Here is a 24,852-nt window from a genome sequence, read left to right as displayed (position 1 = left end):
CGGTGTGCGGCGCCGATACCTGGCTCCACAGCGGCAGGCCCAGCAGGGCCAGGGCGTGCACGCCCAGCACCACGGCGGTGAGGGCGGGCAGGGCGCGCTGGCGTAGACTCATGTCAGTTATCCATAGTGCTGCGCGCCACCCACAGCCCATGAAACCGGCGCGGCCCAAGGCCAGGGACAGCGAGCAAGGGCCTACGCCGGCCGCGCCGCCCCGCAGCGAGGCTGTCGTCCCCCTTCCAGGGGGAAGGCGCGAAGCGACTCAGGGGGTGTAGCTTCATCTCAGGCATTCCAGCCCAGGTCCTGGGACAGCTGCACGCAGGCCTCGCGCAGCGGCGCGTCGATGGCGCCGCCGTATTCGGGGTCGAAAGTGGCAATCGAGCCCAGCGTGGTCAGGCCCAGCACGATATGGCCCGAGGAGTCGAAGACCGGCGTGCAAAAGGCCACGATGCCGGGCAGCACGGTATCGACCACGCGGGCGGTGCCGCGCTCGCGCACCTCGGCCAGCATGGCGTCTATGGCCTCGGGGGTGAGCGGCAGGTCCTTGCGCTGGATGCGGCGGGCCTTGTCCACTTCGGGCTCCAGCAGCGGGGCCGTGACCTCGCGCGGCAGCCAGGCCGCGAAGCAGCGCCCGGTGGCCGAGGCCAGCATGGGCATGACATCGCCCAGGCGCAGGTTGGCGGTGACCGACTGGGCGCTTTCCTCCCAGTGCACGATGGTCGGCCCGTGGTTGCCCCAGACGGCGATGGCCGCCGTGTGGTGGATGCGCTCCATGAGTGCGGGCATGCGTTCGCGCGCCAGCCGCACGGGGTCCAGCCGCGCCAGCGAGGCCAGGCCCAGCTTGAGCGAGGCCGGGCCCAGGTCGTAGCGGGAGGTGCGCGCGTCCTGGGTGACCAGGCCGATGCGCTGGAAGCTCACGAGGTAGCGGTGCGCCTTGGCGGCGCTCATGCCGGCGTCGGACGCCAGGTCCTTGAGCATCTGCGGGCCCCGGGCGCGCGTCAGCGCCTCCAGCAATGTAAAACCGACCTCGACCGATTGAATCCCTGCGCGTTCCTTGTCCATTGCAATAGAATTTGGTTTTGTTTAGTTAAATCAATTTAACTTATCGTAATTCGTGGCTGCGTCGCCATGGGTATCCAGGCCGCTGCCCGGATGCCGTGGCGCGCGGCGGCGGCACGGGGGAGCAGCATGAAACTTGCCACATACAAGGACGGATCGCGGGACGGGCAACTGGTCGTGGTGTCACGCGACCTGAGCCAGGCCCATTATGCGACCGGCATAGCGAGCCGCCTGCAGCAGGTGCTCGACGACTGGAGCTACATGGCGCCCCAGCTGCAGGACCTGTACCACCTGCTCAACAGCGGCAAGGCGGTCCATGCCTTTGCCTTCGATCCGCGCCAGTGCATGGCGCCGCTGCCACGCGCCTACCAGTGGGCCGATGGCTCGGCCTACATCAACCATGTGGAGCTGGTGCGCCAGGCGCGCGGCGCCGAGGTGCCTGCCAATTTCTACACCGACCCGCTGATGTACCAGGGCGGCAGCGACGATTTCCTGGGCCCTTGCGACGACGTGGTGGTGCCCAGCGAGTCCATGGGCATCGACTTCGAGGCCGAGATCGCCGTCATCACCGCCGACGTGCCCATGGGCGCCACGCCCGAGCGTGCGCTGGGCGGCGTGCGCCTGGTCATGCTGGCCAACGACGTGAGCCTGCGCAACCTGATCCCCAATGAGCTGTCCAAGGGCTTCGGCTTCTTCCAGTCCAAGCCCGCCACCTCCTTCAGCCCCGTGGCCGTGACGCTGGACGAGCTGGGCGACGCCTGGAAGGGCGGCCGCCTGCACCTGACGCTGCAGTCCACCTGGAACGGCCGCAAGGTCGGCATGTGCGATGCGGGCGAGGACATGAGCTTTCATTTCGGCCAGCTCATCGCCCATATCTGCAAGACGCGCAATGTGCGCGCCGGCTCCATCGTGGGCAGCGGCACCGTGAGCAACAAGGGCGTGGAAAGCGGCAAGGGCAAGAACCGGCGCATGGAGTGGCCCAAGGGCTACAGCTGCATTGCGGAGAAGCGCTGCATAGAGACCATCCAGGACGGCGCGCCCAAGACCGAGTTCATGCGCTTTGGCGACACCATCCGCATCGAGATGAAGGGCAAGGACGGCCAGAGCATCTTCGGCGCCATCGACCAGAACATCGTCGAGCCTGCCGAATGAGCCGCGTCTGCGCACCCTGGTGGCGCCTGGCGGGCACGTCGCTGCGCGCCGGCCTGGCCGCGCTGGCGCTGTCGCCGCTGGCCGCGGCATTCGCGGCGCCCCCGGCCGCGGATCCCGTCACCTGCCCGCCCGAGGCGCGCATGCCCGGCCCGGACGAGATCCGCGCCCTGCAGCGCAAGGCGCAGGACCGTGGACTGCTGTGGCGCATCGAGCACCGGGGCCGCACCAGCTGGCTCTACGGGACCATGCACGCGGCCAAGCTCGACTGGAGCGTGCCCGGCCCCACGGTGGCGGACGCGCTGCGGGCCGCCGACAGCCTGGCGCTGGAGCTGAACATCCTCGATCCCGAGGTCATGAAGGTCTTGTTCGCAGGCATGCAGGCGCGGCCCGATGCGCCGCCGCTGCGCGGCGATCTCCAGCGCCGGCTTGAGGAGCAAAGGCGCCTGGCCTGCGCCGGCCCCGAGCTGGCCCTGCTGCGCCCCGACGCCCAGGTGATCTCCCTGTTGTCGCTGGCCGGCCGCAGCGAGGGGCTGGACGCGTCCTATGGCATCGATTTCTCGTTGGCCGGCGTGGCGCTGGCCCTGGGCAAGCCCGTGCTGTCGCTGGAGACGCCCGAGCTGCAACTGCGCGAACTGGTCTCGGACGACCCCGCGCGCGTGGCCGAAACGGTGGAGTCCGGCCTGCGCCAGCTGGAAAGCGGCATCGCCTCCCAGAAGCTGGGACTGATCGCGAAGGTCTGGGCCGATGGCCGCATCCACCTGCTGGAGAGCCTGCCCGACTGGTGCGACTGCATGGCCAATGCCGCCGAGCGTGCCGACTACGACCGCATGGTCTATGGCCGCAACCCCGGCCTGGCGCGCGAAGTGGCGCGGCAGATCCGTTCCGGCCGCAGCGTGTTCGCCGCCGTGGGCGCCCTGCACATGGTGGGCACGCGCGGCCTGCCGGCGCTGCTGGCGGCCCAGGGCTTCAAGGTGCAGCGCGTGGAGTTCCCCGCAGCCAGCCCGCCCTGAAACACACGGCCGCCGCCTCCATGAACAAGAGCAACAGGGCGCGGCCAGGACCCATCCACACCCATCCCACAGGAGACAACAATGGACCGTAGACAATTCCTGGCCGCCGTGGCGGCCTCATCCGCCGGCATGGCCGCGCCTTTTGCACAGGCGCAGGACTGGCCCGCCAGCAACATCCGCTGGGTCGTGCCCTATCCGCCCGGCGGCGGCACCGACGTGCTGGCGCGCACCGTGGCCGAGGCCATGCGCCAGACGCTGAACCAGACCATCGTGGTGGACAACCGCCCCGGCGCCTCCACCAACATCGGCGCCCAGATCGTGGCCACGGCCAAGCCCGACGGCTACACCATCATGTCGGCCGACAACGCCGTGCTGGCCTACAACGAGCACCTGTTCAGCAAGCTGTCCTTCAACCCCGAAAAGGACTTCACCTACATCGGCGGCATCAGCCGCTTCCCGATGGCGCTGGTGGTGAACCCGAACTTCGAGGCCAAGACCTTCAAGGAATTCCTGGCCTACGTGAAGGCGCATCCGGGCCAGGTCAACTACGCCTCGCCCGGCAACGGCTCGCCCCACCACCTGGCCATGGAGATGTTCAAGAACCGCACGGGCACCTTCCTGACGCACATCCCCTACCGCGGCGCGGCGCCTGCGCTGGCCGACGTAATGGGCGGCCAGGTGCCCTGCATGTTCCTGGACCTGGCCTCTGGCCTGCCCGTGATCCAGTCGGGCAAGGTGCGCGCCCTGGCCATCGGCACGGGCAAGCGCGTGCCCAGCCTGCCCGAGCTGCCCACGCTGGCCGAGGTCGGCGTGCCCGATACCGAGGTCTATGCCTTCCAGGGCATCCTGGGCCCGGCCAAGATGCCCCCCGCCGTGGTGCAGCGCCTGAACGCCGAACTCAACAAGGCCCTGGCCAACCCCGCCGTGGTCAAGCGCATGCAGGACTTCGGCATGGAGGCGCTGCCCGGCACGCCCGAGCAGTTCCTGGCCATGTCGCGCGCGGAATCCAAGCGCTGGGGGGCGATCATCAAGAGCGCTGGCGTCAAATTGGACTGACCCCCTGAGCGGCTGCGCCGCTTCCCGTTGCACGTCGCCCGTTGCACGGCGCCCCTTCTCGCTTCGCGGAGGGGGCGTACGGGCAGCCGGCGACACCCTCGGTGCGGGGCGGCGCGGCCGGCGTAGGCCCTTCCTCGGTGTCTTTGGGTTGGGCCGTGGCGGTTTTGGGGGCGGCGCCCGGCTTTGATCTGATGCGCTGGTGCTGCTTTTTTTGGCGTTCCTGATCGCCAATCCAGCGATCAATCCAGCGCCTTCTGCCTGCGCATGGTGGTGAAAAGAACGGCCAGGCTGGCGGCGGCGCCGGCCACGCCCAGGGCGGCGAAGAGGGGGATGCCCCACAGGCGCGGGCCCATGGTCAGCAGGCCGGGGGCCAGGCCCAGGATGAAGGCGCCGGAGACCACCGCCAGGGCCAGGCGGGTGGCGGCGCGTTCCAGTGCCAGTGAAAGCCGGTCGATGTGGCGTATGTCCAGGTCGGCCTGCAGCCGGCCCGAGCGCAGTCTTTGCATCACCAGCCGCAGGGTGTGCGGCGCGTCGTCGGCCAGTTCCAGCCACTGCGCCATGGCGGCGCGGCGCTGGCGCGCCAGGCTGCGCAGGGAGTAGCGCTGCAGCAGCTGGGCCTTGACCAGGGGCGTGGCCGTCTGCACCACGTCGAATTGCGGGTCCAGCTGCAGCAGCACCTGGTCGGCCGTGATCAGGGCCTTGAGCAGCAGCGCCATGTCGGCGGGCAGGGCCACGCCGGTTTCGCGGGCCAGGGCCATGAAGTCCTGCAGTGCGCGGGACATGACCAGGCGGCCGTTGCTGGCGCCGGGGCCATGGCGGGTCACGAAGCGGTCCACGGCGGCCTCGATGCGCGCGGCCGAGGGCGGGGCGCGGCCGGGCATTTCGCTTTCGGCAGCCCATTCCAGCAGCACGCCCGAGAGGCTGCGGCCCTGTCCCTCGACCAGGGCGCGCATCAGGCCCAGCACCTGGCGGCGGCGCTGGGGCGACAGCCGCCCGACCATGCCGAAGTCGATGAAGCCCACGCGGTTGCCGGGCAGGGCCAGCAGGTTGCCAGGGTGCGGGTCGGCGTGGAACAGGCCGTCGCGCAGCACCATCTGCAAAAACGCGCAGGCGCCACGGCGCGCCAGCAGCGGGCCGTCCAGCGCGGGGTCCGCACCCACGGCCGAGGCTGGCACGCCCGGCACGAAGTCCTGCACCAGCAGGCGCGGCCCGCTCAATGCCCAGTGGATGGCCGGCACGACGATCTCGGGCTGGGCCGCGAAGTGCCGCGCCACGGCGTCGCCGTTGTGGGCTTCGACGGTGAAATCCAGTTCCTCGCGCAGCGCCTGGCCCAGCTGGCGCGTGACCTCGCGCGGGCGGTAGCGTGCCAGCTGCGGCCATTGTTCCTGGGCCAGCAGCGCCAGGTGCTCGAGCAGGCGCAGGTCGGCTTCGATCTGGGGGCGCAGCCCGGGGCGCTGGACCTTGACCACGACTTCGATGTCGGCAGCGCTGGCCGCAGGGGTGCTATCGCTGCCGCTGCCGTCCTCCTGGTCTTGCCGGTCATCCCGGTCTTCGGCCGCAGGCAGCCGCGCGCGGTACACCTGGGCCATGGAGGCCGAGGCCAGCGGCACGGGATCGAAATGCGTGAACACCTGCTCCACGGGCAGGCCCAGCGACTGCTCGATCAGCGGCTGGGCCGTCTCCCAGGGCAGCGGGGCGGCGTGGCTGTGCAGTTGCTGCAGGGCGGCCGTCCATTCGGGCGCGAGCAGGTCCGAGCGCGTGGCCATGATCTGGCCCAGCTTGACGAAGCTGGGACCCAGGTGTTCGAGGGCCATGCGCAGGCGCTCGGGGCGGCTGGCATCCAGCGGATGCTCGGGATGGGGCTGGCTGCCGCGTGGCGCGAAGCGGGCCAGGCCCAGCGTGTCGACCAGGTCGGCCAGCCCGAAGCGCAGCAGCACGCCGACGATTTCCTGCAGCCGGGCACGGTCGCGCACGGCGACCACGGCGGTTTGCAGCATGGGCATCTCCTGTCGGTGGTGGCAATGCGGTCCATTGTGCCGATGCGCCAGACGCCATTGCGCAGGAATCGCCCGTCTCCGGGGCGGGGCTCAGGCCAGCCGCTGCACCTGCACCGCGCAGTCGTAGAAGCTGGGCGCGCGGCCCAGGTCGGTCAGGCGCTGGTGGGTGAGCTCGTTGACGTTGGTGCCGTTGTCGCCATGCTTGCGCCACCAGATGCCCAGGCCGTTGACCACGCCACGGCGCGCGCGGCCGTTGAGGGTGGCGTGGCATTCGTAGCTGCCCCGGTCGTTGAAGACGCGCACGCGGTCGCCCTCGGCCACGCCGCGCGGGGCGGCGTCGTCGGGGTGCAGTTCCACCAGCGGTCGGCCTTCCATGGTGCGCAGGCTCTTGACGTTGACGAAGCTGCTGTTGAGAAAGTTGCGTGCCGGCGGCGAGATCATGGCCAGCGGGTAGCGCGCATCCGTTTCGGCGGTTTCGTAGTTGGGCAGGTAGTCGGGCAGCGGGTCCATGCCGCGCCGCGCCAGCTCGGCGCTGGTGAATTCGCAGCGGCCCGAGGGCGTGGCGAAGCCGCCCTCGGCAAAGGGGGCCTCGGGCAGGGCCAGGGTGGCAAAGCCCTTGTCCATCAGCTCGTTGAAGTCCACGCCGCGCCCCTCGAAGGCTTCGCGGCACAGTTGCTCGTCTCCCGTCTGGAAATGGGCAGCGGCAAAGGCGTCGTCATGCCGCGCCATGTGCGCGGCCAGGTCGCGGAAGATCTGGCCGTTGCTGCGCGCCTGGCCCAGCGGCGCGATGGCGGGGCGGTTGAGCAGCACGTCGGTATGGCCGTAGCTGCCGTGGATGTCCCAGTGCTCGATCTGCGTGGTGGCCGGCAGCACGTAGTCGGCCAGGTCGGCCGTGTCGGTCATGAACTGCTCCAGCACGACGGTGAACAGGTTCTCGCGCGCAAAGCCGGCCACGACCTTGGCCGACTCGGGCGCCACGGCCACGGGATTGCTGTTGTAGACCACGATGGCGTCCACGCGCGGGCCGAAGCCAGTGCCGCCTTCGTGCAGCAAGGCGTCGCCGATGGTGCTCATGTTGATGGTGCGCGGGCGGCGCTCGCCCAGCAGGTGCGGCATCTGCAGTCGGGCGCGCTGCGCGGGCAGGGCGCCCGAGGCGGACAGCAGCAGGCCGCCCGCACGGTGGCGCCAGGCGCCCACCAGGGCCGGCAGGCAGGCGATGGCGCGCACGGCATTGCCGCCGCCGCGCGCGCGCTGCACGCCATAGTTCAAGCGGATGGCGGCGGGCGTGGTGGTGCCGTAGTCGCGCGCCAGCTGGCGGATCTGCTCCACGGGCAGGCCGCAGACCTGGGCCGCGCGCTCGGGCGGCCACTGCAGGGCGCGGGCCTTGAGTTCCTCCCAGCCCAGCGTGTGGCGCGCAATGTAGTCGTGGTCCAGCCAGCCGTGCGTGATCAGCTCGTGCATCAGGGCCAGTGCCAGGGCGGCATCGGTGCCGGGCAGCAGCTGCAGGTGCTCGTGGCATTTGTCGGCGGTCTCGGTCTTGCGCGGGTCGATGCACACCAGGCGTGCGCCGTTGCGCTTGGCCTCCAGCGCATAGCGCCAGAAATGCAGGCTGCTGCCGATGCTGTTGCTGCCCCAGATGAGGATGAGCCGGCTTTCGGTGAAATGCTCCACGCGCATGCCCAGCTTGCCGCCATAGGTCAGGTTCAGGGCCTCGCCCCCGGCGCTGGAGCAGATGGTGCGGTCCAGCAGCGAGGCGCCGAGCTGGTGGAAGAAGCGCCGGTCCATGCTCTCGCCCTGCACCAGGCCCATGGTGCCTGCGTAGCTGTAGGGCAGGATGGTTTCGGGATCGCGCGCCGCCAGCGCGTGCAGCCGGGCGGCGATGTCGGCCAGCGCCTCGTCCCAGCCCACGGGCTCGAACTGCCCGGAACCCTTGGGCCCCACGCGGCGCAGCGGGGTGAGCACGCGCTCGGGGTGGTAGCTGCGCTCGGTGTATTTGCTGACCTTGGCGCAGAGCACGCCGCCCGTGTGCGGATGGGCGGGGTTGCCCTGGACTCTCTTGGCGATGCCGTCTTCGACCGTGGTCACCAGCGAGCAGGTATCGGGGCAGTCATGGGGGCAGGCGCCCAGCACCTGTGAGGTGGCCTGGAGTGGGGGCGTGGCGGAGGACATGGTGGCAGCGGTCTCGGACAGGGTGGGTACTTTGCGAAAAAACCGTGAAAAGCCGGGGAAACGGGAAAAGGCCGTCACGGGCAAGGGGCGGTGCCGGTCTTGCATGCCGCAATCGCCGCTTGTCTTTATTATGCGGACCCTTGCAGCCGGCTGCACGCAGCAACGGCGCCGATTCCAGTGACAAAAACAGGCAAGTTCATGCTCCGACCCAAGACGGCGTTCAGCCGCAGACAGTTCATCGCAGCCAGCACGGCTGCTGCCGCCACCTGGACCGGCGCAGTGCGCGCCCAGGACGCGGGAGGCACCATCGTGCTGGGCCAGTCCTGCCCGTTGACCGGTTCTGCAGCGCAGATCGGCCAGCCCTTCCATGAAGGCGCCAAGCTGTACTTCGAACAGCTCAACGCGCAGGGGGGCATTGCCCGGCGCAACATCGAACTGCGCGTGATGGACGACGGCTACGAGCCCGAGCGCTGCGCGGCCAATACCCAGCGCTTCCTGTCCGACGACGTGTTCGCCCTGTTCGGCTACGTGGGCACCTCCACCAGCATGGCCGCGCTGCCGCTGCTGCAAAAGGCGCGCGTGCCCCTGTTCGCACCGCTGACGGGCGCCGACGCGCTGCGCCAGCCCCAGCTGGCCCACCTGGTCTTCAATGTGCGCGCCTCCTATGCCGACGAGACGGCGCTGATGGTGCGCCACCTCACGGGCCTGGGCCTGAAGAAGGTGGCTGTGCTGCACCAGAACGATGCCTATGGCGAGTCGGGCCTGGCCGGTGTCAAGGCGGCGCTGGCCGCCAAGGGGCTGGAGCCCGTGGGCGCGGCCACGGTGGAGCGCAACTCGAACAACGTGGCGGCGGCCGTCAAGACGCTGGTGCCGCTGGGCGCCGATGTGATCGTGCAGATCGTCACCTACTCGGCCAGCGCGGCCTTTGTGCGCGCGGCGCGCCAGGCAGGCTTTGGCGGGCAGTTCTACAACGTGTCCTTCGTGGGTGCCCAGGCGCTGTCGGAGACGCTGGGCAAGGATGCCGAAGGCGTGGTGGTCACCCAGGTCGTGCCCTCGCCCTTCCAGACCTCGCGCCAGATCACGCGCGATTTCCTGGCGGCCATCCAAAAGGGCGGCGGCAAGCTGACGCCCAACTATTCCAGCATGGAAGGCTATCTGGCGGCGCGCGTGTTCGCCGATGCGCTGCGCCAGGCATCGGCCTCGGGCAAGCCCACGCGCGACGGCCTGGTGGCCGCGCTCGACGCCATGCACGGCCAGCAGGTGGCCGGCTTCCCGCTGGTCTTCAAGCCGCAGTCCGGCAAGCCGCGCTTCGTGGAGTTGTCCATGCTGACCGGCGACGGCAAGGTCCGGGTGTAGGCTTGCAGCTCTAGAAGGAGAACCCCATGGCCTTGCTGCAGGAACTGCTGGACCGCGCACCCGAGATCACCGCGCTGCGCCGCGACATACATGCCCATCCCGAACTGTGTTTCGAGGAGATCCGCACCGCCGACCTCGTGGCCCGGCAACTGGAGGGATGGGGCATTGCCGTGCACCGCGGCCTGGGCCGCACGGGCGTGGTGGGCACCATCCACGGCCGTGACGGCGGCGCCAGCGGCCGCGCCGTCGGCCTGCGCGCCGACATGGATGCCCTGCCCATGCAGGAGTTCAACACCTTCGAACACGCCAGCCGCCACGCCGGAAAAATGCATGCCTGCGGGCATGACGGCCATGTCGCCATGCTGCTGGCCGCCGCGCAGTACCTAGCCGCGCACCGCGACAGCTTCGAGGGCACGGTGCACCTGATCTTCCAGCCGGCCGAAGAGGGCGGCGGCGGGGCGCGCGAGATGGTCGAGGACGGCCTGTTCACCCAGTTCCCCATGCAGGCCGTGTTCGGCATGCACAACTGGCCGGGCATGAAGGCCGGCACCATGGCCGTGGGCCCGGGCCCGGCCATGGCGTCGAGCAACGAGTTCCGCATCGTCGTGCGCGGCAAGGGCGGCCACGCGGCCATGCCGCACATGGTGATCGACCCGCTGCCCGTGGCGGCCCAGCTCATCCTGGGCCTGCAGACCATCGTCAGCCGCAACGTCAAGCCCATCGAGGCGGGCGTGGTCTCGGTCACCATGGTCCATGCGGGCGAGGCCACGAACGTGGTGCCCGACAGCGTGGAGCTGCAGGGCACGGTGCGCACCTTCACGCTGGAGGTGCTGGACCTGATCGAGCGGCGCATGAAGACCCTGGCCGAGAGCATCTGCGCCGCGCATGACACGCGCTGCGAGTTCGAGTTCGTGCGCAACTACCCGCCCACCATCAACTCCGCGCCCGAGGCCGAGTTCGCGCGCCGCGTCATGGCCGAGGTCGTGGGCGAGGCCAACGTGCTGCCCCAGGAGCCGTCCATGGGCGCCGAGGACTTCGCCTTCATGCTGCTGGAAAAGCCCGGCGCCTACTGCTTCATCGCCAATGGCGACGGCGACCACCGCGCCATCGGCCACGGCGGCGGTCCCTGCACGCTGCACAACCCCAGCTACGACTTCAACGACCAGCTGATCCCGCAGGGCGCCACGTTCTGGGTGAAGCTGGCCCAGCGCTGGCTGAGCGAGCCCACGCGCTGAGGCCCTTGCAGGGGCCGGCCGACACCGGCATGTCACACACCGCACCTAGCATGCGGTCCCTGTGATCTCCACCGAATCCTCCACGGCCGCCGCGCAGGGCGTGGCCGTCCAAGCCCGGCAGCTCAAGCGCATCTACGGCGAGCGCGCCGTGCTTCAGGACATCAGCCTGCGGATCGCCCCCGGCGAGGTGCTGGCCCTGCTGGGTCCTTCGGGCTGCGGCAAGACCACCCTGCTCAAGATTCTGGCCGGGCTGGAGCAGCCCAGCCGCGGCGAAGTCTGGATGGGCGGGCAGTGCGTGGCCAGCGCCTCGCAGTCCCTGCCGCCCGAGCGGCGCGAGCTGGGCATGGTGCTCCAGGACCGTGCGCTCTGGCCCCATATGAGCCTGCAGGCCAACGTGGCCTTCGCGCTGGAAATGCGCGGCCTGCCTCGCGCGCAGATCCACGAGCGGGTGCAGCAGACCCTGGGCCTGGTCGGGCTGCAGGGCATGGGCGAGCGTCTTCCCGGCAGCCTGTCGGGCGGCCAGCAGCAGCGCGCGGCGCTGGCCTGCGCCGTGGTGGAGCGCCCGCGCCTGGTGCTGCTGGACGAACCCCTGTCCGGCCTCGACGGCAACCTGCGCGAGCGCCTGTGCGAGGAAATTCCCCGGCTGCTGCGCAGCCTGGGTTGTACGGCCGTCTATGCGACCCAGGACCGCCAGCAGGCCTTCGCCATCGCCGACCGCGTGGTCGTGATGGAGCACGACCGCATCCTGCAACCGGGCAGCGCCCGGTGCCAGGCGCCGGCCCCCACGCCTTGCGAGGCCGACCGATGGCCCGTGGCCGGGCACCTGTGCAGCGCAGCTTAGGAGCGGCATGGCCGGTCTCGGTTCGGATGACGGTGAAAAAAGCACGGTCGTTCTAAATTCCTGCTTTTTTGGCTACACTGTGCCGCTACACGAACCGCCCACCAGGAGACCCGCCATGTCCGATCTGAATGCCGCCTTCGAGGCCGCCGTCAAGAACTCCACCTCGATCAGCGAGCGCCCCGACAACGCCACGCTGCTCAAGCTCTACGCGCTGTACAAGCAGGCCACCGAAGGCGACAACGAGGCCAAGAAGCCCAGCTTCACCGACATGGTCGGCCGCGCCAAGTGGGACGCCTGGGAAAAGCTCAAGGACACCTCGGCCGACGACGCCAAGCAGCAGTACATCGACCTGATCGAATCGCTGCGCTGATCCGCGCCACCACCGATCGCAGACACAGACAAGGCCCCGGAATCCGGGGCCTTGTCGTTTCCGGCCAGGCCACACCACACTATGTCAAAGAGTGGAGCGCTGGAAACTGGCGCGGCCCAACTCAGGGACGCCGAGCAAGAGCCGCCTCGCGGCGGGGGCGCCCAGCCGAAGGCGTCGTCCCCCTCCGCGAAGCGAGAAGGGGGAAGCGGCGCAGCCGCTCAGGGGGATCAATATTTGTTCGAGAAGTTCGCGCTGATGCGCTGGCGCAGGTACTCCGCGCCCGTGATCGGCGGGTACTTCTTTTGCGGCCCTTCGATCACCGCGTCCTCGTTGGCCTGGCAGAAGAAGGCCAGGCTGTAGCGCGCGCCCTGGTATTCATGGGGCAGGGGGTTGCGCACGCGGTGGAAGTTGCTGGGCAACTGGTCGTCGCTCCAGCGCGTGAGCATGTCGCCGATGTTGCAGGTGATCACGCCTTCCACCGGGTCCACGGGCGTCCATTGCTGGCCTTCCATCTCCTTGCCCGGCAGCACCTGCAGGCCGCCCTGGCCTGCGCGCTGGAACAGCAGGGTCAGGCAGTCGAAGTCGGTGTGGGCGCCTGCGCGCCACAGGCCCAGCTCGTCCTTGAGCGCGGGATCGACCGCGAAGTAGTGCAGCATGCGCAGCGTGCTCTGGTAGGCGGGCACCGAAGGGTCGTGGGCGCGCGTGAAGAAGTCCGCATCAAAGCCCAGCTTGTGCGCAAAGCACGACAGCAGCTGCATGCCCACCTGCCAGCACTGGCGCTCGAAGCCCAGCGTGGCCTGCTGAAAGCCCGGCAGCTCCTGCTCCGTGGGCCACAGGCCGGCCATGCGCGGGCGCGTCATCTGGTAGGACTCCTTCTGGTCGGGCGTGCGCGTGGAAGGCCGGATCTGCGCCTTGTGCTCCCAGCCCGCATTGCGCGACAGCGGCCACTGCGCCTTCACCTCGCGCGGCAGGGCGAACAACTGCTCGGCACGCCCGAAGGCCGCATCGATATCGGGCTGGGGAATGCCGTGGCCCGACACCTGGAAGAAGCCGATCTCCACCGAGGCCTGCCAGATCGCATCGGCAATCTCGGCCTTGCGGCGGTCAAAGTCGGAAATATCGATCACCCGCACCTCCCGTGCGCGCGTCTCCTGCCCCTGGCCGCCCATGCGGGCCTCCTTGGCGAGTTCACCCAGCGCGTAATCTGAAGCCGGTGCCGAAGGCAGGGTGGGGTTGGCAAGCATGTTCATGGTCTGTTTCCTTTGCCGCAAAGGCAGTGGCAAGGCACGCGGCGGCCGGCGCAAAAAGACACCGATCCCGCCCGTCGCTCTTGAAGTGGCTGACAGGGCACAGGTCGCAGCCACGCCGCTCCCGCACCCGCTTCAAGAGCAATGACCCGCGCCGGCACAGGCCGGCAAGCTGAACGCTTCTACTCTTGCCAACCACCCAAGCAAACAGCGCGCCAGCCCGCGCAGGCCTGTTCAAGGCCACCTGCGTTCCATCGTGGTGCAAGAGGGCCGGGCAGCTTGGTGCACGCGCCGCATCGGAACCGTCTGGCACCAATCTGATGCATGCCCGCCGCGTCGAAAACCGGCGCGGCCCAGCCCAGTGACACCGAGGAAGGGCCGCCCCGCACCGAGGGTGTCGTCCCCCTCCCGCGCAGCGAGAGAGGGGGAAGGCGCGAAGCGACTCAGGGGGTGGTACGCACTTTGCATACAAGCATCGTTGAGTAGAAGCGTTCAGCACGCGCCCAGTGCGCGTTGCCCGGAAATTGCTCATGTCACGCCAGCCGCCCGGCCCCATGCCAGCGGCCGGTCCCCATGTTGATAGCGACTGAGAGTTCCACCATGCAACGCCGCCATTTCCTTGCCGCCGCCGCCCTTCCCGCTGCCAGTGCCGTGATGCCCGGTGCCTTCGCCCAGGGCAAGGCGCTGACACCGCTGAAGTTCACGCTGGACTTTCGCGTGACCTCGCAGACCGCGCCCTTTTTCGTGGCGCTGCAAAAGGGCTACTACCGCGACGAGGGGCTGGACGTGAGCATCGACGTGGGCTCGGGCTCGGTGGCATCCATCACGCGGGTGGCCAGTGGCGCCTACCAGCTGGGCCTGGGCGACATCAGCTCGCTGATCGAGTTCCAGGCGCAGAACGCGGGTGCCGCGCGCGTGCAGGCCGTCTACCAGTACTACAACCGCGCGCCGTTCGCCATCATCGGCCGCAAGGACCGGGGCATCACGGGCGAGTTCGCCAGCCTCAAGGGCAAGAAGGTGGCCGCCGCCGCCGTGGAGTCCACGCGCCGCGTCTGGCCCCTGGTCGCGCAGCGACAGAACCTGCCGGCCGACCTGTTCGCCTGGACCACGACGGAGTTCTCGGCGCGCGACAACGTGGTGGTGCGCGGCGATGTGGATGCGGCCACCTATTTCCATGACTCGGCCGTGTCGCTGTTTGCACGCATCAAGCCCGAGGAGCTGTCGGTGCTGCGCTATACCGATGCGGGCGTGCAGCTGTATGGCAACGCCATCCTGGCTTCCAGCGCGCTGGTGGCCGAGCAGCCGGCGCTGGTGGCGGGATTCCTGCGCGCCAGCAACCGCGCCCTCATCGAATGCCTGGCCCAGCCCGCGCTGGCCGTGGCCGCCGTGCGCCAGCGCGAGCCCATCCTGGATGAAAAGCTGGAACTGGCGCGCTGGGCCATCACCTCGCAGTACCTGGCCGCGCCCGATACGCAGCGCCACGGCCTGGGCGACATCGACCCGCAGCTGCTGGCCCGCCAGGCCGAGCAGGTCAGCCAGGCCTTCGGCCTGAAGGCACCCGTGTCGGCCGATGCGCTGTTCAACCGCAGCCTGCTGCCGCCGCTGGCCGCGCGCATGGCCAAGGCCTGAGGGATCGCACATGGACCACGCCACCGTTTCACTGCCCCTTGAGGCCTCGCTCGACGAGCGCGACGGCCTGTACCTGCGCCGCGCCATCGCCATGGCCGACCGCGCGCGCAAGCGCGGCAACCGCCCTTTCGGCGCGCTCATCGTGGCCGCCGATGGCCGCGTGCTGGCCGAGGCCTCCAACGCCAATGGCGAGAGCGGCGACTGCACGGCCCATGCCGAGCTGTCGGCCATCCGCCTGGCCAGCCCGCTGCATGACCGCGAGGAGCTGTCCGCAGCCACCTTGTATTCATCAGCCGAGCCCTGCGTGATGTGCGCGGGCGCCATCTTCTGGTCGGCCATAGGCCGCGTGGTCTACGGCATCGACGCGGTGCGCCTGCGCGAATTCCGCGGCGAGCGCCTGGACCAGAAGGATGCCGAGCTGTCCTGCCGCGATGTGTTCGCCGCCTCGTCCCACGCCATCGAATGCATAGGCCCGGCGCTGATCGGCGAGGCCGCCGCATCGCACCAGGGCGCCTGGAACAGCTGACCCGGCCCCGTTCCGTTCCCACCGTTTCTTTTGACCATCAGAGAGGAAGCCCACCATGCAAAAACGACTGTTCCTGCACACCGTCCTGGCCCTGTCCGCCAGCGCGGGCCTGGCAACGGCCCATACACAGGCCCACGCGGCCACGCCGCTGAAGTTCCAGCTGGACTGGCGCTTCGAGGGGCCGGCCGCCTTCTTCCTGCAGCCGGTGGCCAAGGGCTACTTCAAGGACGCGGGCCTGGATGTCACGGTCGATGCCGGCAGCGGCTCGGGCGGCGTGGTGCAGCGCGTGGCCTCGGGCGCCTATGACCTGGGCTTTGCCGACATCGCGGCGCTGATGGAGTTCCAGGCCAACAACCCGGACATGCCCAACAAGCCCGTGGCCGTGATGATGGTCTACAACAACACGCCGGCCTCGGTGATGGCGCTCAAGAAAAGCGGCATCGCCAAGACGGCCGACCTCACCGGCAAGAAGCTGGGCGCGCCCGTGTTCGATGCGGGCCGCCGCGCCTTCCCGCTGTTCGCCAAGGCCAACCAGGTCGGCACCGTGCAGTGGACGGCCATGGACCCGCCGCTGCGCGAGACCATGCTGGTGCGCGGCGATGTGGATGCCATCACGGGCTTCACCTTCACCTCGCTGCTGAACCTGGAGGCGCGCGGCATCAAGGCCGCCGATGTGGTGGTCATGCCCTATGCGGACTTCGGCGTGAAGCTGTACGGCAACGCCATCATCGCCAGCCCGAAGCTGATCAAGGAGAACCCGGCCGCCATCAAGGCCTTCCTGCAGGCCTTCGCCAAGGGGGCCAAGGAAGTCATCGCCAACCCGGGCGCGGCCATTGCCTACGTGAAGGAGCGCGACGGCATCGTCAACACCCAGCTGGAGACGCGCCGCCTGCAGCTGGCCATCGACACCGTGGTCAACAGCGCCGACGCGCGTGCCGAGGGCTTTGGCCAGGTCGTGCCCACACGCCTGTCGCTGATGGCGTCGCAGGTCTCCGATGTCTACGCCACCAAGACGCGCGTGAACCCGGCCGAGGTCTGGAACGGCAGCTTCCTGCCGTCTGCGGCCGAGCTGAACATCCTGCCCAAGAAGTGACGACAAAGTGATTGACACCGTGCGCGTGCGCCAGCGGGTGGCGCGCACGGCCCTTGCCTGCTGCCTGCCATGAATTCCTCCACATCCCACGGCGATGACGACGCCTTCTTCGTCGAGTTCCGCGACGTCTGGCTTGCCTACAACGAGGAGCTGCTGCGCGCCAACCACTTCGCGGTCGAGGCCATCGACCTGCAGGTGCGGCGCGGCGAGTTCATCGCCATCGTCGGCCCCTCGGGCTGCGGCAAGTCCACCTTCATGAAGCTGACCACGGGGCTGAAGATGCCGTCCATGGGCCGCGTCATGGTCAACGGCGAGCGCGTGACCGGGCCGCTGAAGATCTCGGGCATGGCCTTCCAGGCGCCTTCGCTGCTGCCCTGGCGCACCACGGTGGACAACGTGCTGCTGCCGCTGGAGATCGTGGAGCCGCACCGCTCGCTGTTCCGCCAAAAGCGCAAGGAGTACGAGGCGCGGGCGCGCGCCCTGCTGCAGAAGGTGGGCCTGGGCGGCTACGAGGACAAGTACCCCTGGCAGCTGTCGGGCGGCATGCAGCAGCGCGCCAGCATCTGCCGCGCGCTGATCCACGAGCCCCAGATGCTGCTGCTGGACGAACCCTTCGGCGCGCTCGACGCCTTCACGCGCGAGGAGCTGTGGTGCGTGCTGCGCGACCTGCAGGCCGAGCAGCGCTTCAACGTCATCCTGGTCACGCACGACCTGCGCGAGAGCGTCTTCCTGGCCGACACCGTGTACGTGATGAGCAAGAGCCCGGGCCGCTTCGTGGTGCGCCGCGACATCGAGCTGCCGCGCCCGCGCGAGCTGGAGCTGACCTACACGCGCGAATTCACCGACATCGTGCACGAGCTGCGCGGCCACATCGGCGCCATGCGCAAGACCGGCGCGGCCATCCAACAATAGAACGGGGGAGATTCACATGCACAAGAAATATGCGGAACGCTGGGCGCCCTGGGTGCTGCTGCTGGCGGTCATCCTGCTGTGGCAGGTCATCTGCTCGGCCTTCGAGGTCTCGGAGTTCATCTTCCCCAGCCCCTGGGCCATCGGCCGGCAGCTGGCCGAGTTCAGCGGCATCATCGCCGCCCACGCCTGGCGCACCTACTGGGTGACGATGGCGGGCTTTGGCATCGCCATCGTGGTGGGCGTGCTGCTGGGCTTTCTGATCGGCTCCTCGCGCCTGGCCTATGCGGCGTTCTATCCGCTGATGACGGCCTTCAACGCCTTGCCCAAGGCGGCCTTCGTGCCCATCCTGGTGGTCTGGTTCGGCATCGGCGCGGGACCGGCCATCCTCACGGCCTTCCTGATCAGCTTCTTTCCCATCATGGTCAACATCGCCACCGGCCTGGCCACGCTGGAGCCCGAGCTGGAGGATGTGCTGCGCGTGCTGGGCGCCCGGCGCTGGGACGTGCTGATCAAGGTCGGCCTGCCGCGCTCCATGCCCTACTTCTACGGCTCGCTGAAGGTGGCGATCACGCTGGCCTTCGTGGGCACCACGGTCAGCGAGATGACGGCGGCCAACGAAGGCATCGGCTACCTGCTTGTGTCGGCCGGCTCGTCCATGCAGATGGGCCTGGCCTTTGCCGGCCTGATCGTGGTGGGCGCCATGGCCATGGTGATGTACGAGCTGTTCAGCGCCATCGAAAAGCGCACCACCGGCTGGGCACGGCGCGGCTCGCAGGGCGAGTGAAGGAGAATCCGGCCATGATGCCCGCACCCACGACGCCGCCTTCCATGACGCCCATGACGCCCCTGACCGACGAACAGGCCGCTCGCCAGCTGCGCCGCGCAGGCGCCGTGGCCGGGCGGGCCATGGCCATGGGTCGCCACCCCTTTGGCGCGCTGCTGCTGGCGCCCGACGGCGAGACCGTGCTGGCCGAGCAGGGCAACATCGACACGGTGAACCATGCCGAGTCCACGCTGGCGCGCACGGCCGCCGCCAACTATCCGGGCGCCTACCTGGCGCAGTGCACCCTGGTCACCACCTTCGAGCCCTGCGCCATGTGCGCCGGAACCATCTACTGGGCCGGCATAGGCCGTGTGCTCTACGGCGCCGAGGAAACGGCGCTGCTGGCGCTGACGGGCGACCATCCCGAGAACCCCACGCTGTCCCTGCCTTGCCGCGAGGTCTTCGCGCGCGGGCAGCGCGCCGTGCAGGTCATCGGCCCGGTGCCTGCGCTGCACGAGGAGATGCTGGAGCCGCACCGGGGCTTCTGGCAGCAGCGCTGAACGGCGGCTGCGCCCCGCGCCCGCTCAACTGCGGCAGCCGGCCAGCGCGTCCAGGGGCTTCTGGTAGGTGGGGCTGGTCACGTCCAGCAGGCCCAGGGTGGTGTGGTAGAGGTTGTCGTGCGACAGCGGCGCGTCCAGCTGGCCGCGCACGCAGCGCTCGGACACGCCGGTGCGCTCGCCCAGGTTGCCCAGCCAGGCAATCATGGGAATGTGCTTTTGCTCGTCGGGCGCCATGGCGTAGGGCATGCCGTGCAGGTAGATGCCCATCTCGCCCAGCGACTCGCCATGGTCCGACATGTAGACCATGCCGGTCTGGTAGCGCGACTGCTGGCTTGCCAGCCAGTCGATGGTCTGCGACAGGAAATGGTCGTTGTAGCGGATGGAGTTGTCGTAGACGTTGACCACCTGCTCGCGCGTGCAGCTGGACAGCGCGTTGGTCAGGCATTCGGGCTGGAAGACCTTGGTCTCGGGCGTGGAGCGCTTGTAGTAGGCCGGGCCGTGGCTGCCCATCTCGTGCATGACCAGCACCACGCCGCGCTCGCGGCGCTCGCGCGGCAGGGCGGCGATGCGTTCGTCGATGCCGCTGAGCAGGATGCCGTCCAGGCATTCGCCGTCGCTGGAGCACAGGGCCTTGCCGTCGGGCGTGTTCAGGCGGTCGGCCGTGCTGGCGTTGGGAATGCGTTCGCACACGCCCTTGCAGCCGGCCTGGTTGTCCACCCACAGCACGGCCAGGCCGGCGTTGTACAGCACGTCCACCAGGTTGTCGTAGTCCACCTTGCTCTTGTAGAAGCCCGTGCGGCCCAGGTGCGAGAACATGCAGGGCACGGATTCGCGCGTGCTGGTGCCGCAGGAGGTCACGTTGCTCCAGTTGAGCACCTTGCGCCTGGCCAGCTCGGGCGTGGTGTCGCGGGCATAGCCGTTCAGGCCCCAGTTGGCGGCGCGCGCCGTCTCGCCCACCACGATGACGAACAGCGGCGGCTTGCGCTCGGCCGCGTAGGTGGCGCCCAGCGTGGCGCCGGCCGCAATGCTGGCAAACGGGCGCTTGGGCCGCAGGATGGGCTTGAGCACCGCGTCCAGCGAGGCCAGCACGGGGCTCACGGGGTTGAGCATGTGGCGCATCCACAGGTTGTTGCGGATCACGGGGGCCAGCTCGCGGTACGAGACAAAGACCGAGGCCGCCAGCAGCACCACCGAGGCGGCCAGCAGCCCCAGCGTGCGCAGCACCGTCTGCGTGCTGCGGCGCGGGCGGATGATGCGCAGCCGCAGCAGCCAGGCCGTGGGCAGGCCGGCCACCAGCAGCAGTTGCAGCAGCAGCTGGGGGTTGAACAGGTCGCTGCTTTCGCGCAGGTCGGTCTGCAGGATGTTGTTGATCATGCCGCCGTCCATCACCGTGCCGTAGGCGGTCATGAAGTACTGGGCCGAGCCGGCAATCCAGGGCAGGGCGATCCACAGCGGCTTCATGCCGCGTGGCCAGGCCGTCAGCGACAGCAGCAGCAGAATGCCGCCCAGGCCCAGGGGCAGCAGGCGCAGCACCAGGGTGGCCAGGCTGCCGTCATAGCCTTCGAGGTGGGGCAGGCGCAGCCACAGCGCCCAGTTCGCGGTGGCCAGCAGCCACAGCGCCAGCACCACGGCCACGGCCTGGGCCGAGCGCGGGGCGCTCCAGGCCGTGCGCAGCCGTGCCGGGAGGCTGGCGGGGGCCGCCTGGGCAGGCTGGGCAGAAGATGGGGCCGGGGCTTGGCCGGTGCCGGAGGAGCCGGCAAAGGGGGGGCGGGCGAGCAGGCGTTCTGACATGGCCGCGAGCGTAGAATTCGCAGCTTAAGAACATCTGAACCCCGCGTTCAGACTCCGTTCAGCTTGAACCCCTCCCGTCCCCTCTGTTGCGCCCGTACCCGGTGCACACCCTGATGTGCGAAGGCCCAGCCTCCCATGCGAATCCTGCTGGTCGAAGACGATGAGGCACTGGCCCAGGCGGTGGGCAGCTATCTGCGCTCCAAGGCCTTTCTGATCGACAGCGTGCCTTCTTTGGCCCAGGCGCGCGCCTGCCTGGCCGGTGCCAGCTACGCGGCCGTGCTGCTGGATCTGCACCTGTCCGACGGCGACGGCCTGGCGCTCATGCCCACGCTGCGCCGGCTGGAGCAGCCTCCCGTCACCATCGTGCTGACGGCCCGCGACCAGGTCAGCGACCGCATCCGCGGGCTGGACGCGGGGGCCGACGACTATCTGGTCAAGCCCTACGACCCCGAGGAACTGCTGGCCCGCCTGCGCGCCGTGAGCCGGCGCGGCGGCGGCATGCAGGCCGGGCAGGACGCCGTGCTGCGCATGGGCACGCTGGAGATCGACCTGGCCCGCGAAATGGTGCGCGATGCCGGCCGCACCCTGCTGCTCACGCCCAAGGAATGGGCGCTGCTGCGCGTGCTCACGGCCCAGCCGCAGCGTGTGCACGCGCGCGAGCATCTGCTCGATGCGCTCTACGGCTTCGATGCCGAGGCCGACAGCAACACGCTGGAAGTATTCATCAGCCGGCTGCGCCGCAAGCTCGGGCGCGACCGCATCCTGACCGTGCGCGGTACCGGCTACCGCCTGGCCCTCGAGCATGGATGAGCCGCAGCGCTACAGCCTGGCGCTGCCGCCCCGTCTGGCCGACCAGCTGGCCCGCGAGCTGACACTGGCCCTGGCCGCCGTCTGGCTGGCCTGCGTGCTGGCGCTGGCCTGGTATGTCAGCCACATCGTGCACCACAACTTCGACCAGGAAATGATCGACAGCGGCCACCGCCTGCTGGAGGTGGCCGTGCACCAGCTGGAACAGGAGGACCACTCGCGAGAGGGCGTGCAGCGCCCGCATGTGGCCTCGCAGCCGGGCGACGAGGCCGAGGATCTGGTCTACCAGCTGCAGGACGGCCGCGGCAACGTGCTGCTGCGCACCCAGGCCGCCCCCGTGGCAGCCTTTGCCGTGCCCATGCGCGAGGGCTTCTACGAGCGCGAGGGCTGGCGCATCTATGTGGTGGCCCATCCCCGGCAGCCGCTGTTCCTGATGCTGGCCGATCCCATGGTCGAGCGCAGCGAGGCGCTGCAGCGGGCGCTGCTGGCGCTGGGCGCGGTGATGCTGGTCATGCTCGCCCTCATGGGCTGGGCGCTGCGCGTGACCGCGCGGCGGCGCCTGCGCGTGCTGCGCGACATGCAGCTGCAGCTGAGCGAGCGCGGCGGCTCCAACCTGGAGCCGCTGGACCTGGACGCCATGCCGCGCGAGCTGTGGCGGCTGGGCCGGGGCATCAACCACCTGATGCAGCGCCTGTCGCATGCGCTGCAGGTGGAGCGCTCCATGGCTGCCAATGCGGCCCACGAGCTGCGCACGCCGCTGGCCGTGGCCACGCTGCGCCTGCAGACGGCCCTGGACAGGGGCGTGGACAACACCGATGTGCGCGCGGCCTATGAGGCGCTGGAGCGGCTGCGCCAGCGCACGGAAAAGCTGCTGCAGCTGTCGCGCGCGGCCTCGGGCTCGGCGCTGGCGCAGGACGAGGTGAGGCTGGACGCGCTGGCCAGCATGGTGGCCTCCGAGTTCTGGCAGCAGGACGAATCCACCCAGCTGCGGCTGGACGTGGTGCTGCCCGAGCAGCCCTGCGGTCCGGTGGCGGGCGATGTGGACACGCTGGCCATTGCCTTGCGCAACCTGGTGGAGAACGCGCTGCGCTACAGCGATGGCTCGGAGGTGCTGCTCGAAGTCTGCGACAGCCACACCGTCCAGGTGCGCGACGAGGGGCCGGGCATGGATGCGGCGGCGCTGAGCACCGCGCGCGAGCGCCATGTGCGCCATGTGGACGACCTGCGCCTGCCCCAGGGCACCGTGCGGGAGCTGGCGTCGCCGGGCTACGGCCTGGGCCTGTCCATCGTGTCCATGATCGTGGCCCAGCATGGCGGCAGCCTGGAGCTGCAGTCGCCGCTGCCTGGCAGCTCCAGCGGCCTGCTGGCACGCATTCAGTTGCCGGGGCGCGATCCGTCCGCGGATTCCGACGCCCCAGCCTGATCCGGGGTGCAGGCAGGCGGCAGGGACGCATCGGCGGGCATGAGCCCGCACAGCCTTGTGTTGCGCTGCAAGGCAGGCAGGGCGGCCAGTTTTTCTACCTCGGCATAGAAACGCTGCCAGCCCTGGGCGGCCTCGCCGCCGGCCTGGGCCGGCGCCTGGGTCTGCGCCTTTTTCCACAGCGCGGTGAAGGCAGGCACCCAGTCGTCGTAGGCGGCCAGCGCGCCAAAGCTGGCGTTGTTGGCATCGGCCACCCACTGGTCCAGCCGCGCCTGGTTGCGGTCGTAGAGCTGGCGCTGTGCATCGGTGGTCAGCAGGGCCGCATCGGCGCTGCGCCATTGCGCGCGCAGCGCAGCGTAGTCGCTGCGGAACTGCTGGTAGATCTGCGCCTTGGCCTGCGCCATGGCGGGGCCGCGCTGCTGCGGGTCCTGGTAGAGCTGCTGCAGCGCCTGGCGCGTGTGGCCGGTCAGCGCCCGCCACTGCGCGCGCCGCAGCTGGCCTGCATCCCAGCGTGCGCGGGCGGCGGGGCCGGCCTCGGTGGCCAGCCACAGCGGCGTGCCCAGGCGCTCCACGGTGGTGGCAAAGGATTCGTTGAAGGCCGTGTCGCCGGCCACATAGACCACCTGGTGGGCCAGTTCGTGGAACAGCAGGCCGGCGAACTCGCCCTCGCCCCAGCCGATGAAGGTGTTGAGCAGCGGATCGCCGCCCAGCCAGTTCAGGTAGCCCAGCGTGGAATAGGCGGGCACGCCGTAGCTGCCGGACTCCAGGCCCTGGTCGGTCAGTTGCCGTGCCTGGGCCATGGCGTCGGCCTCGGCAAAGTAGCCCCGGTAGCCCACGCAGCCGGCCACCGGAAAGCACCAGCGGTGCAGCTCCAGGCTGTCGGGCGGCGCGGCCACCACGTTCCATACGGCAAACGGCCGCTGCAGATCGGCATAGCGGCGGTAGCTGGCGTTGTCGGGCAGGCCCAGGCGCTCCACGGCAAAGGCGCGCATGCGCCGGGCCGACAGCAGGCGCTCGCGCAGTGCGGGCGCAAGGTTCTCGTCCTGCAGCCAGTCGTCAATCGGGCGGCTGGCCTGCAGCAGGTGCATTTGCCCGCGCAGGCTTTGCCAGTAATAGCCCAGTCCGTCGCCACCGGCCCCCCGGCTGGCACAGCCGCCCAGCAGCAGGCCTATGCCCACCAAAATCGCGGGCAGGCCGCGCCTGACTACACTCAAGCCTTCTCGCACCCTTGGCCCCCTTGCTGCTTTCATGGACTTCTTCACGCTGGCGATCATTGTCTTCATCGCAATCTACCTGCTCAAGACGCAGCAACAGCGCCGGCATACCCTGCTGCTGGCCCAGTATCTGGGACGATTCCAGATCGAGAAGCTGATGGGCGGCCTGATCGAAGGCTATCTGCGCGTCCTGGGTGAGAGCGACGAGCAGCGCCGTGCCCAGATCTGGACCGTGCTGGACAACACCGAGGCCAACCTGGCCGAGCAGTTCCAGCGCTTTGCCAAGGAGATGGCCACGGCCGATCCGCAGCTCACGCGCGTGAGCACGCTGCCCGTGGCGCTGCCCTATCTGGACCGGCTCTTTCCCTCGTCGTCCTTCGATCTGCGCGACGCCATGCAGCTGCATGCGCGCGGCATTGCCTCCGTGCGCGTGGCCGACAGCCGCAACGAGGACGAACGCCGTGCGCGCGCCTTCACGATGACGGCCGAGCTGTTGCTCATGCAGTACACCTGTCATTGGTTTTGCAAATCGCGCGCCGTGGCATCCCTGCGGCTGGTCGCACGGCACAAGACGCCCTTCGAGCAAGTGCTTGCTTCGGTGACGGATCAGACACGGCGCGACTACAGGCAGCTGATCGCCTGATCACT

At 69.4% G+C, this 24,852-nt stretch carries 22 protein-coding genes; 16 read left to right on the top strand and 6 right to left on the bottom strand.

What is annotated here, in order from left to right; all coding sequences use genetic code 11:
* Positions 1-279 precede the first annotated feature (279 nt).
* On the bottom strand, positions 280-1,059 hold the full coding sequence (locus tag BW39_RS29315) for an IclR family transcriptional regulator (protein ID WP_012203056.1): 780 nt from the start codon (positions 1,057-1,059) through the stop codon (positions 280-282).
* A gap of 126 nt (positions 1,060-1,185) precedes the next feature.
* Here BW39_RS29315 and BW39_RS29310 point away from each other — a divergent pair, with 126 nt between their 5' ends.
* The 3 genes from BW39_RS29310 to BW39_RS29300 all read left to right on the top strand — a co-directional run bounded on the left by BW39_RS29310 (position 1,186) and on the right by BW39_RS29300 (position 4,274).
* Positions 1,186-2,208 carry a fumarylacetoacetate hydrolase family protein gene (locus BW39_RS29310; protein WP_034390060.1) on the top strand — a complete coding sequence of 341 codons (1,023 nt, stop codon included), beginning with the start codon at positions 1,186-1,188 and terminating at the stop codon, positions 2,206-2,208.
* Complete coding sequence (locus tag BW39_RS29305; protein ID WP_043825818.1) at positions 2,205-3,218, top strand: TraB/GumN family protein; 1,014 nt, start codon at positions 2,205-2,207, stop codon at positions 3,216-3,218. Before BW39_RS29310 ends, BW39_RS29305 begins: the two co-directional genes overlap by 4 nt.
* An 81-nt stretch (positions 3,219-3,299) precedes the next feature.
* On the top strand, positions 3,300-4,274 hold the full coding sequence (locus BW39_RS29300; RefSeq protein WP_016446620.1) for a Bug family tripartite tricarboxylate transporter substrate binding protein: 975 nt from the start codon (positions 3,300-3,302) through the stop codon (positions 4,272-4,274).
* A gap of 239 nt (positions 4,275-4,513) precedes the next feature.
* On the opposite strand, the gene BW39_RS29295 is transcribed toward BW39_RS29300, so the two are convergent.
* Positions 4,514-6,271: an ABC1 kinase family protein gene (locus tag BW39_RS29295; RefSeq protein WP_043825833.1), complete on the bottom strand. Its 1,758-nt coding sequence runs from the start codon at positions 6,269-6,271 to the stop codon at positions 4,514-4,516.
* 90 nt (positions 6,272-6,361) lie between these two features.
* Positions 6,362-8,440: a molybdopterin-containing oxidoreductase family protein gene (locus tag BW39_RS29290; RefSeq protein WP_043825829.1), complete on the bottom strand. Its 2,079-nt coding sequence runs from the start codon at positions 8,438-8,440 to the stop codon at positions 6,362-6,364.
* Between the two features lie 198 nt (positions 8,441-8,638).
* Here BW39_RS29290 and BW39_RS29285 point away from each other — a divergent pair, with 198 nt between their 5' ends.
* From BW39_RS29285 to BW39_RS29270, 4 genes are all read left to right on the top strand, one after another.
* Positions 8,639-9,796 (top strand): ABC transporter substrate-binding protein, encoded by a 1,158-nt coding sequence (locus BW39_RS29285; RefSeq protein WP_013804370.1) that lies wholly within the window; start codon positions 8,639-8,641, stop codon positions 9,794-9,796.
* 26 nt (positions 9,797-9,822) lie between these two features.
* A complete protein-coding gene (locus BW39_RS29280) occupies positions 9,823-11,031 on the top strand; it encodes a M20 aminoacylase family protein (RefSeq protein WP_043825815.1) in 1,209 nt (402 codons plus the stop codon).
* 61 nt (positions 11,032-11,092) lie between these two features.
* On the top strand, positions 11,093-11,872 hold the full coding sequence (locus BW39_RS29275) for an ABC transporter ATP-binding protein (protein WP_043825812.1): 780 nt from the start codon (positions 11,093-11,095) through the stop codon (positions 11,870-11,872).
* Positions 11,873-11,987: 115 nt separating this feature from the next.
* Positions 11,988-12,242 (top strand): acyl-CoA-binding protein, encoded by a 255-nt coding sequence (locus tag BW39_RS29270; RefSeq protein WP_012203065.1) that lies wholly within the window; start codon positions 11,988-11,990, stop codon positions 12,240-12,242.
* Positions 12,243-12,469: 227 nt separating this feature from the next.
* Here the strand turns inward: BW39_RS29270 and BW39_RS29265 are convergent, their stop codons facing one another.
* Positions 12,470-13,492, bottom strand: coding sequence for an isopenicillin N synthase family dioxygenase (locus BW39_RS29265; RefSeq protein WP_043825809.1), 1,023 nt, complete (start codon positions 13,490-13,492; stop codon positions 12,470-12,472).
* A gap of 597 nt (positions 13,493-14,089) precedes the next feature.
* Between BW39_RS29265 and BW39_RS29260 the strand changes: the two genes are divergently transcribed.
* The 6 genes from BW39_RS29260 (at position 14,090) to BW39_RS29235 (ending at position 18,972) form a co-directional block, all read left to right on the top strand.
* Entirely contained in the window at positions 14,090-15,118 is a 1,029-nt protein-coding gene (locus tag BW39_RS29260; RefSeq protein ID WP_043780730.1) for an ABC transporter substrate-binding protein, read from the top strand.
* Positions 15,119-15,128: 10 nt separating this feature from the next.
* A complete protein-coding gene (locus tag BW39_RS29255; protein WP_043825807.1) occupies positions 15,129-15,644 on the top strand; it encodes a nucleoside deaminase in 516 nt (171 codons plus the stop codon).
* Between the two features lie 55 nt (positions 15,645-15,699).
* Positions 15,700-16,737 (top strand): ABC transporter substrate-binding protein, encoded by a 1,038-nt coding sequence (locus tag BW39_RS29250; protein WP_043825805.1) that lies wholly within the window; start codon positions 15,700-15,702, stop codon positions 16,735-16,737.
* A gap of 69 nt (positions 16,738-16,806) precedes the next feature.
* Positions 16,807-17,649, top strand: a complete 843-nt coding sequence (locus tag BW39_RS29245) for an ABC transporter ATP-binding protein (RefSeq protein WP_012203070.1) — start codon at positions 16,807-16,809, stop codon at positions 17,647-17,649.
* A 16-nt stretch (positions 17,650-17,665) separates the two neighbouring features.
* Positions 17,666-18,433, top strand: a complete 768-nt coding sequence (locus tag BW39_RS29240; RefSeq protein ID WP_012203071.1) for an ABC transporter permease — start codon at positions 17,666-17,668, stop codon at positions 18,431-18,433.
* A 14-nt stretch (positions 18,434-18,447) separates the two neighbouring features.
* The gene (locus BW39_RS29235) at positions 18,448-18,972 is read left to right on the top strand and encodes a nucleoside deaminase (RefSeq protein ID WP_081816314.1); all 525 of its coding nucleotides are present in this window, start codon (positions 18,448-18,450) and stop codon (positions 18,970-18,972) included.
* 24 nt (positions 18,973-18,996) lie between these two features.
* On the opposite strand, the gene BW39_RS29230 is transcribed toward BW39_RS29235, so the two are convergent.
* On the bottom strand, positions 18,997-20,763 hold the full coding sequence (locus BW39_RS29230) for a phosphoethanolamine transferase (protein WP_043825804.1): 1,767 nt from the start codon (positions 20,761-20,763) through the stop codon (positions 18,997-18,999).
* A 135-nt stretch (positions 20,764-20,898) separates the two neighbouring features.
* Here BW39_RS29230 and BW39_RS29225 point away from each other — a divergent pair, with 135 nt between their 5' ends.
* Both BW39_RS29225 and BW39_RS29220 read left to right on the top strand, forming a co-directional pair.
* Entirely contained in the window at positions 20,899-21,573 is a 675-nt protein-coding gene (locus BW39_RS29225; RefSeq protein WP_013804362.1) for a response regulator, read from the top strand.
* Entirely contained in the window at positions 21,566-22,993 is a 1,428-nt protein-coding gene (locus BW39_RS29220; RefSeq protein ID WP_043825802.1) for an ATP-binding protein, read from the top strand. Before BW39_RS29225 ends, BW39_RS29220 begins: the two co-directional genes overlap by 8 nt.
* On the opposite strand, the gene BW39_RS29215 is transcribed toward BW39_RS29220, so the two are convergent.
* Positions 22,945-24,216, bottom strand: a complete 1,272-nt coding sequence (locus tag BW39_RS29215; protein WP_043825800.1) for an aminopeptidase — start codon at positions 24,214-24,216, stop codon at positions 22,945-22,947. The genes BW39_RS29220 and BW39_RS29215 overlap by 49 nt on opposite strands.
* A gap of 22 nt (positions 24,217-24,238) precedes the next feature.
* Here BW39_RS29215 and BW39_RS29210 point away from each other — a divergent pair, with 22 nt between their 5' ends.
* A complete protein-coding gene (locus BW39_RS29210) occupies positions 24,239-24,847 on the top strand; it encodes a hypothetical protein (protein ID WP_043825798.1) in 609 nt (202 codons plus the stop codon).
* Positions 24,848-24,852: the final 5 nt, after the last annotated feature.

Source organism: Delftia sp. RIT313 (assembly GCF_000632165.1).
In the GTDB taxonomy this organism is placed as follows: Bacteria; Pseudomonadota; Gammaproteobacteria; order Burkholderiales; family Burkholderiaceae_C; genus Comamonas; species Comamonas acidovorans.
The sequence above is the reverse complement of the archived record's forward strand: the minus strand, read 5'-3'. Positions and strand labels throughout refer to the sequence as shown.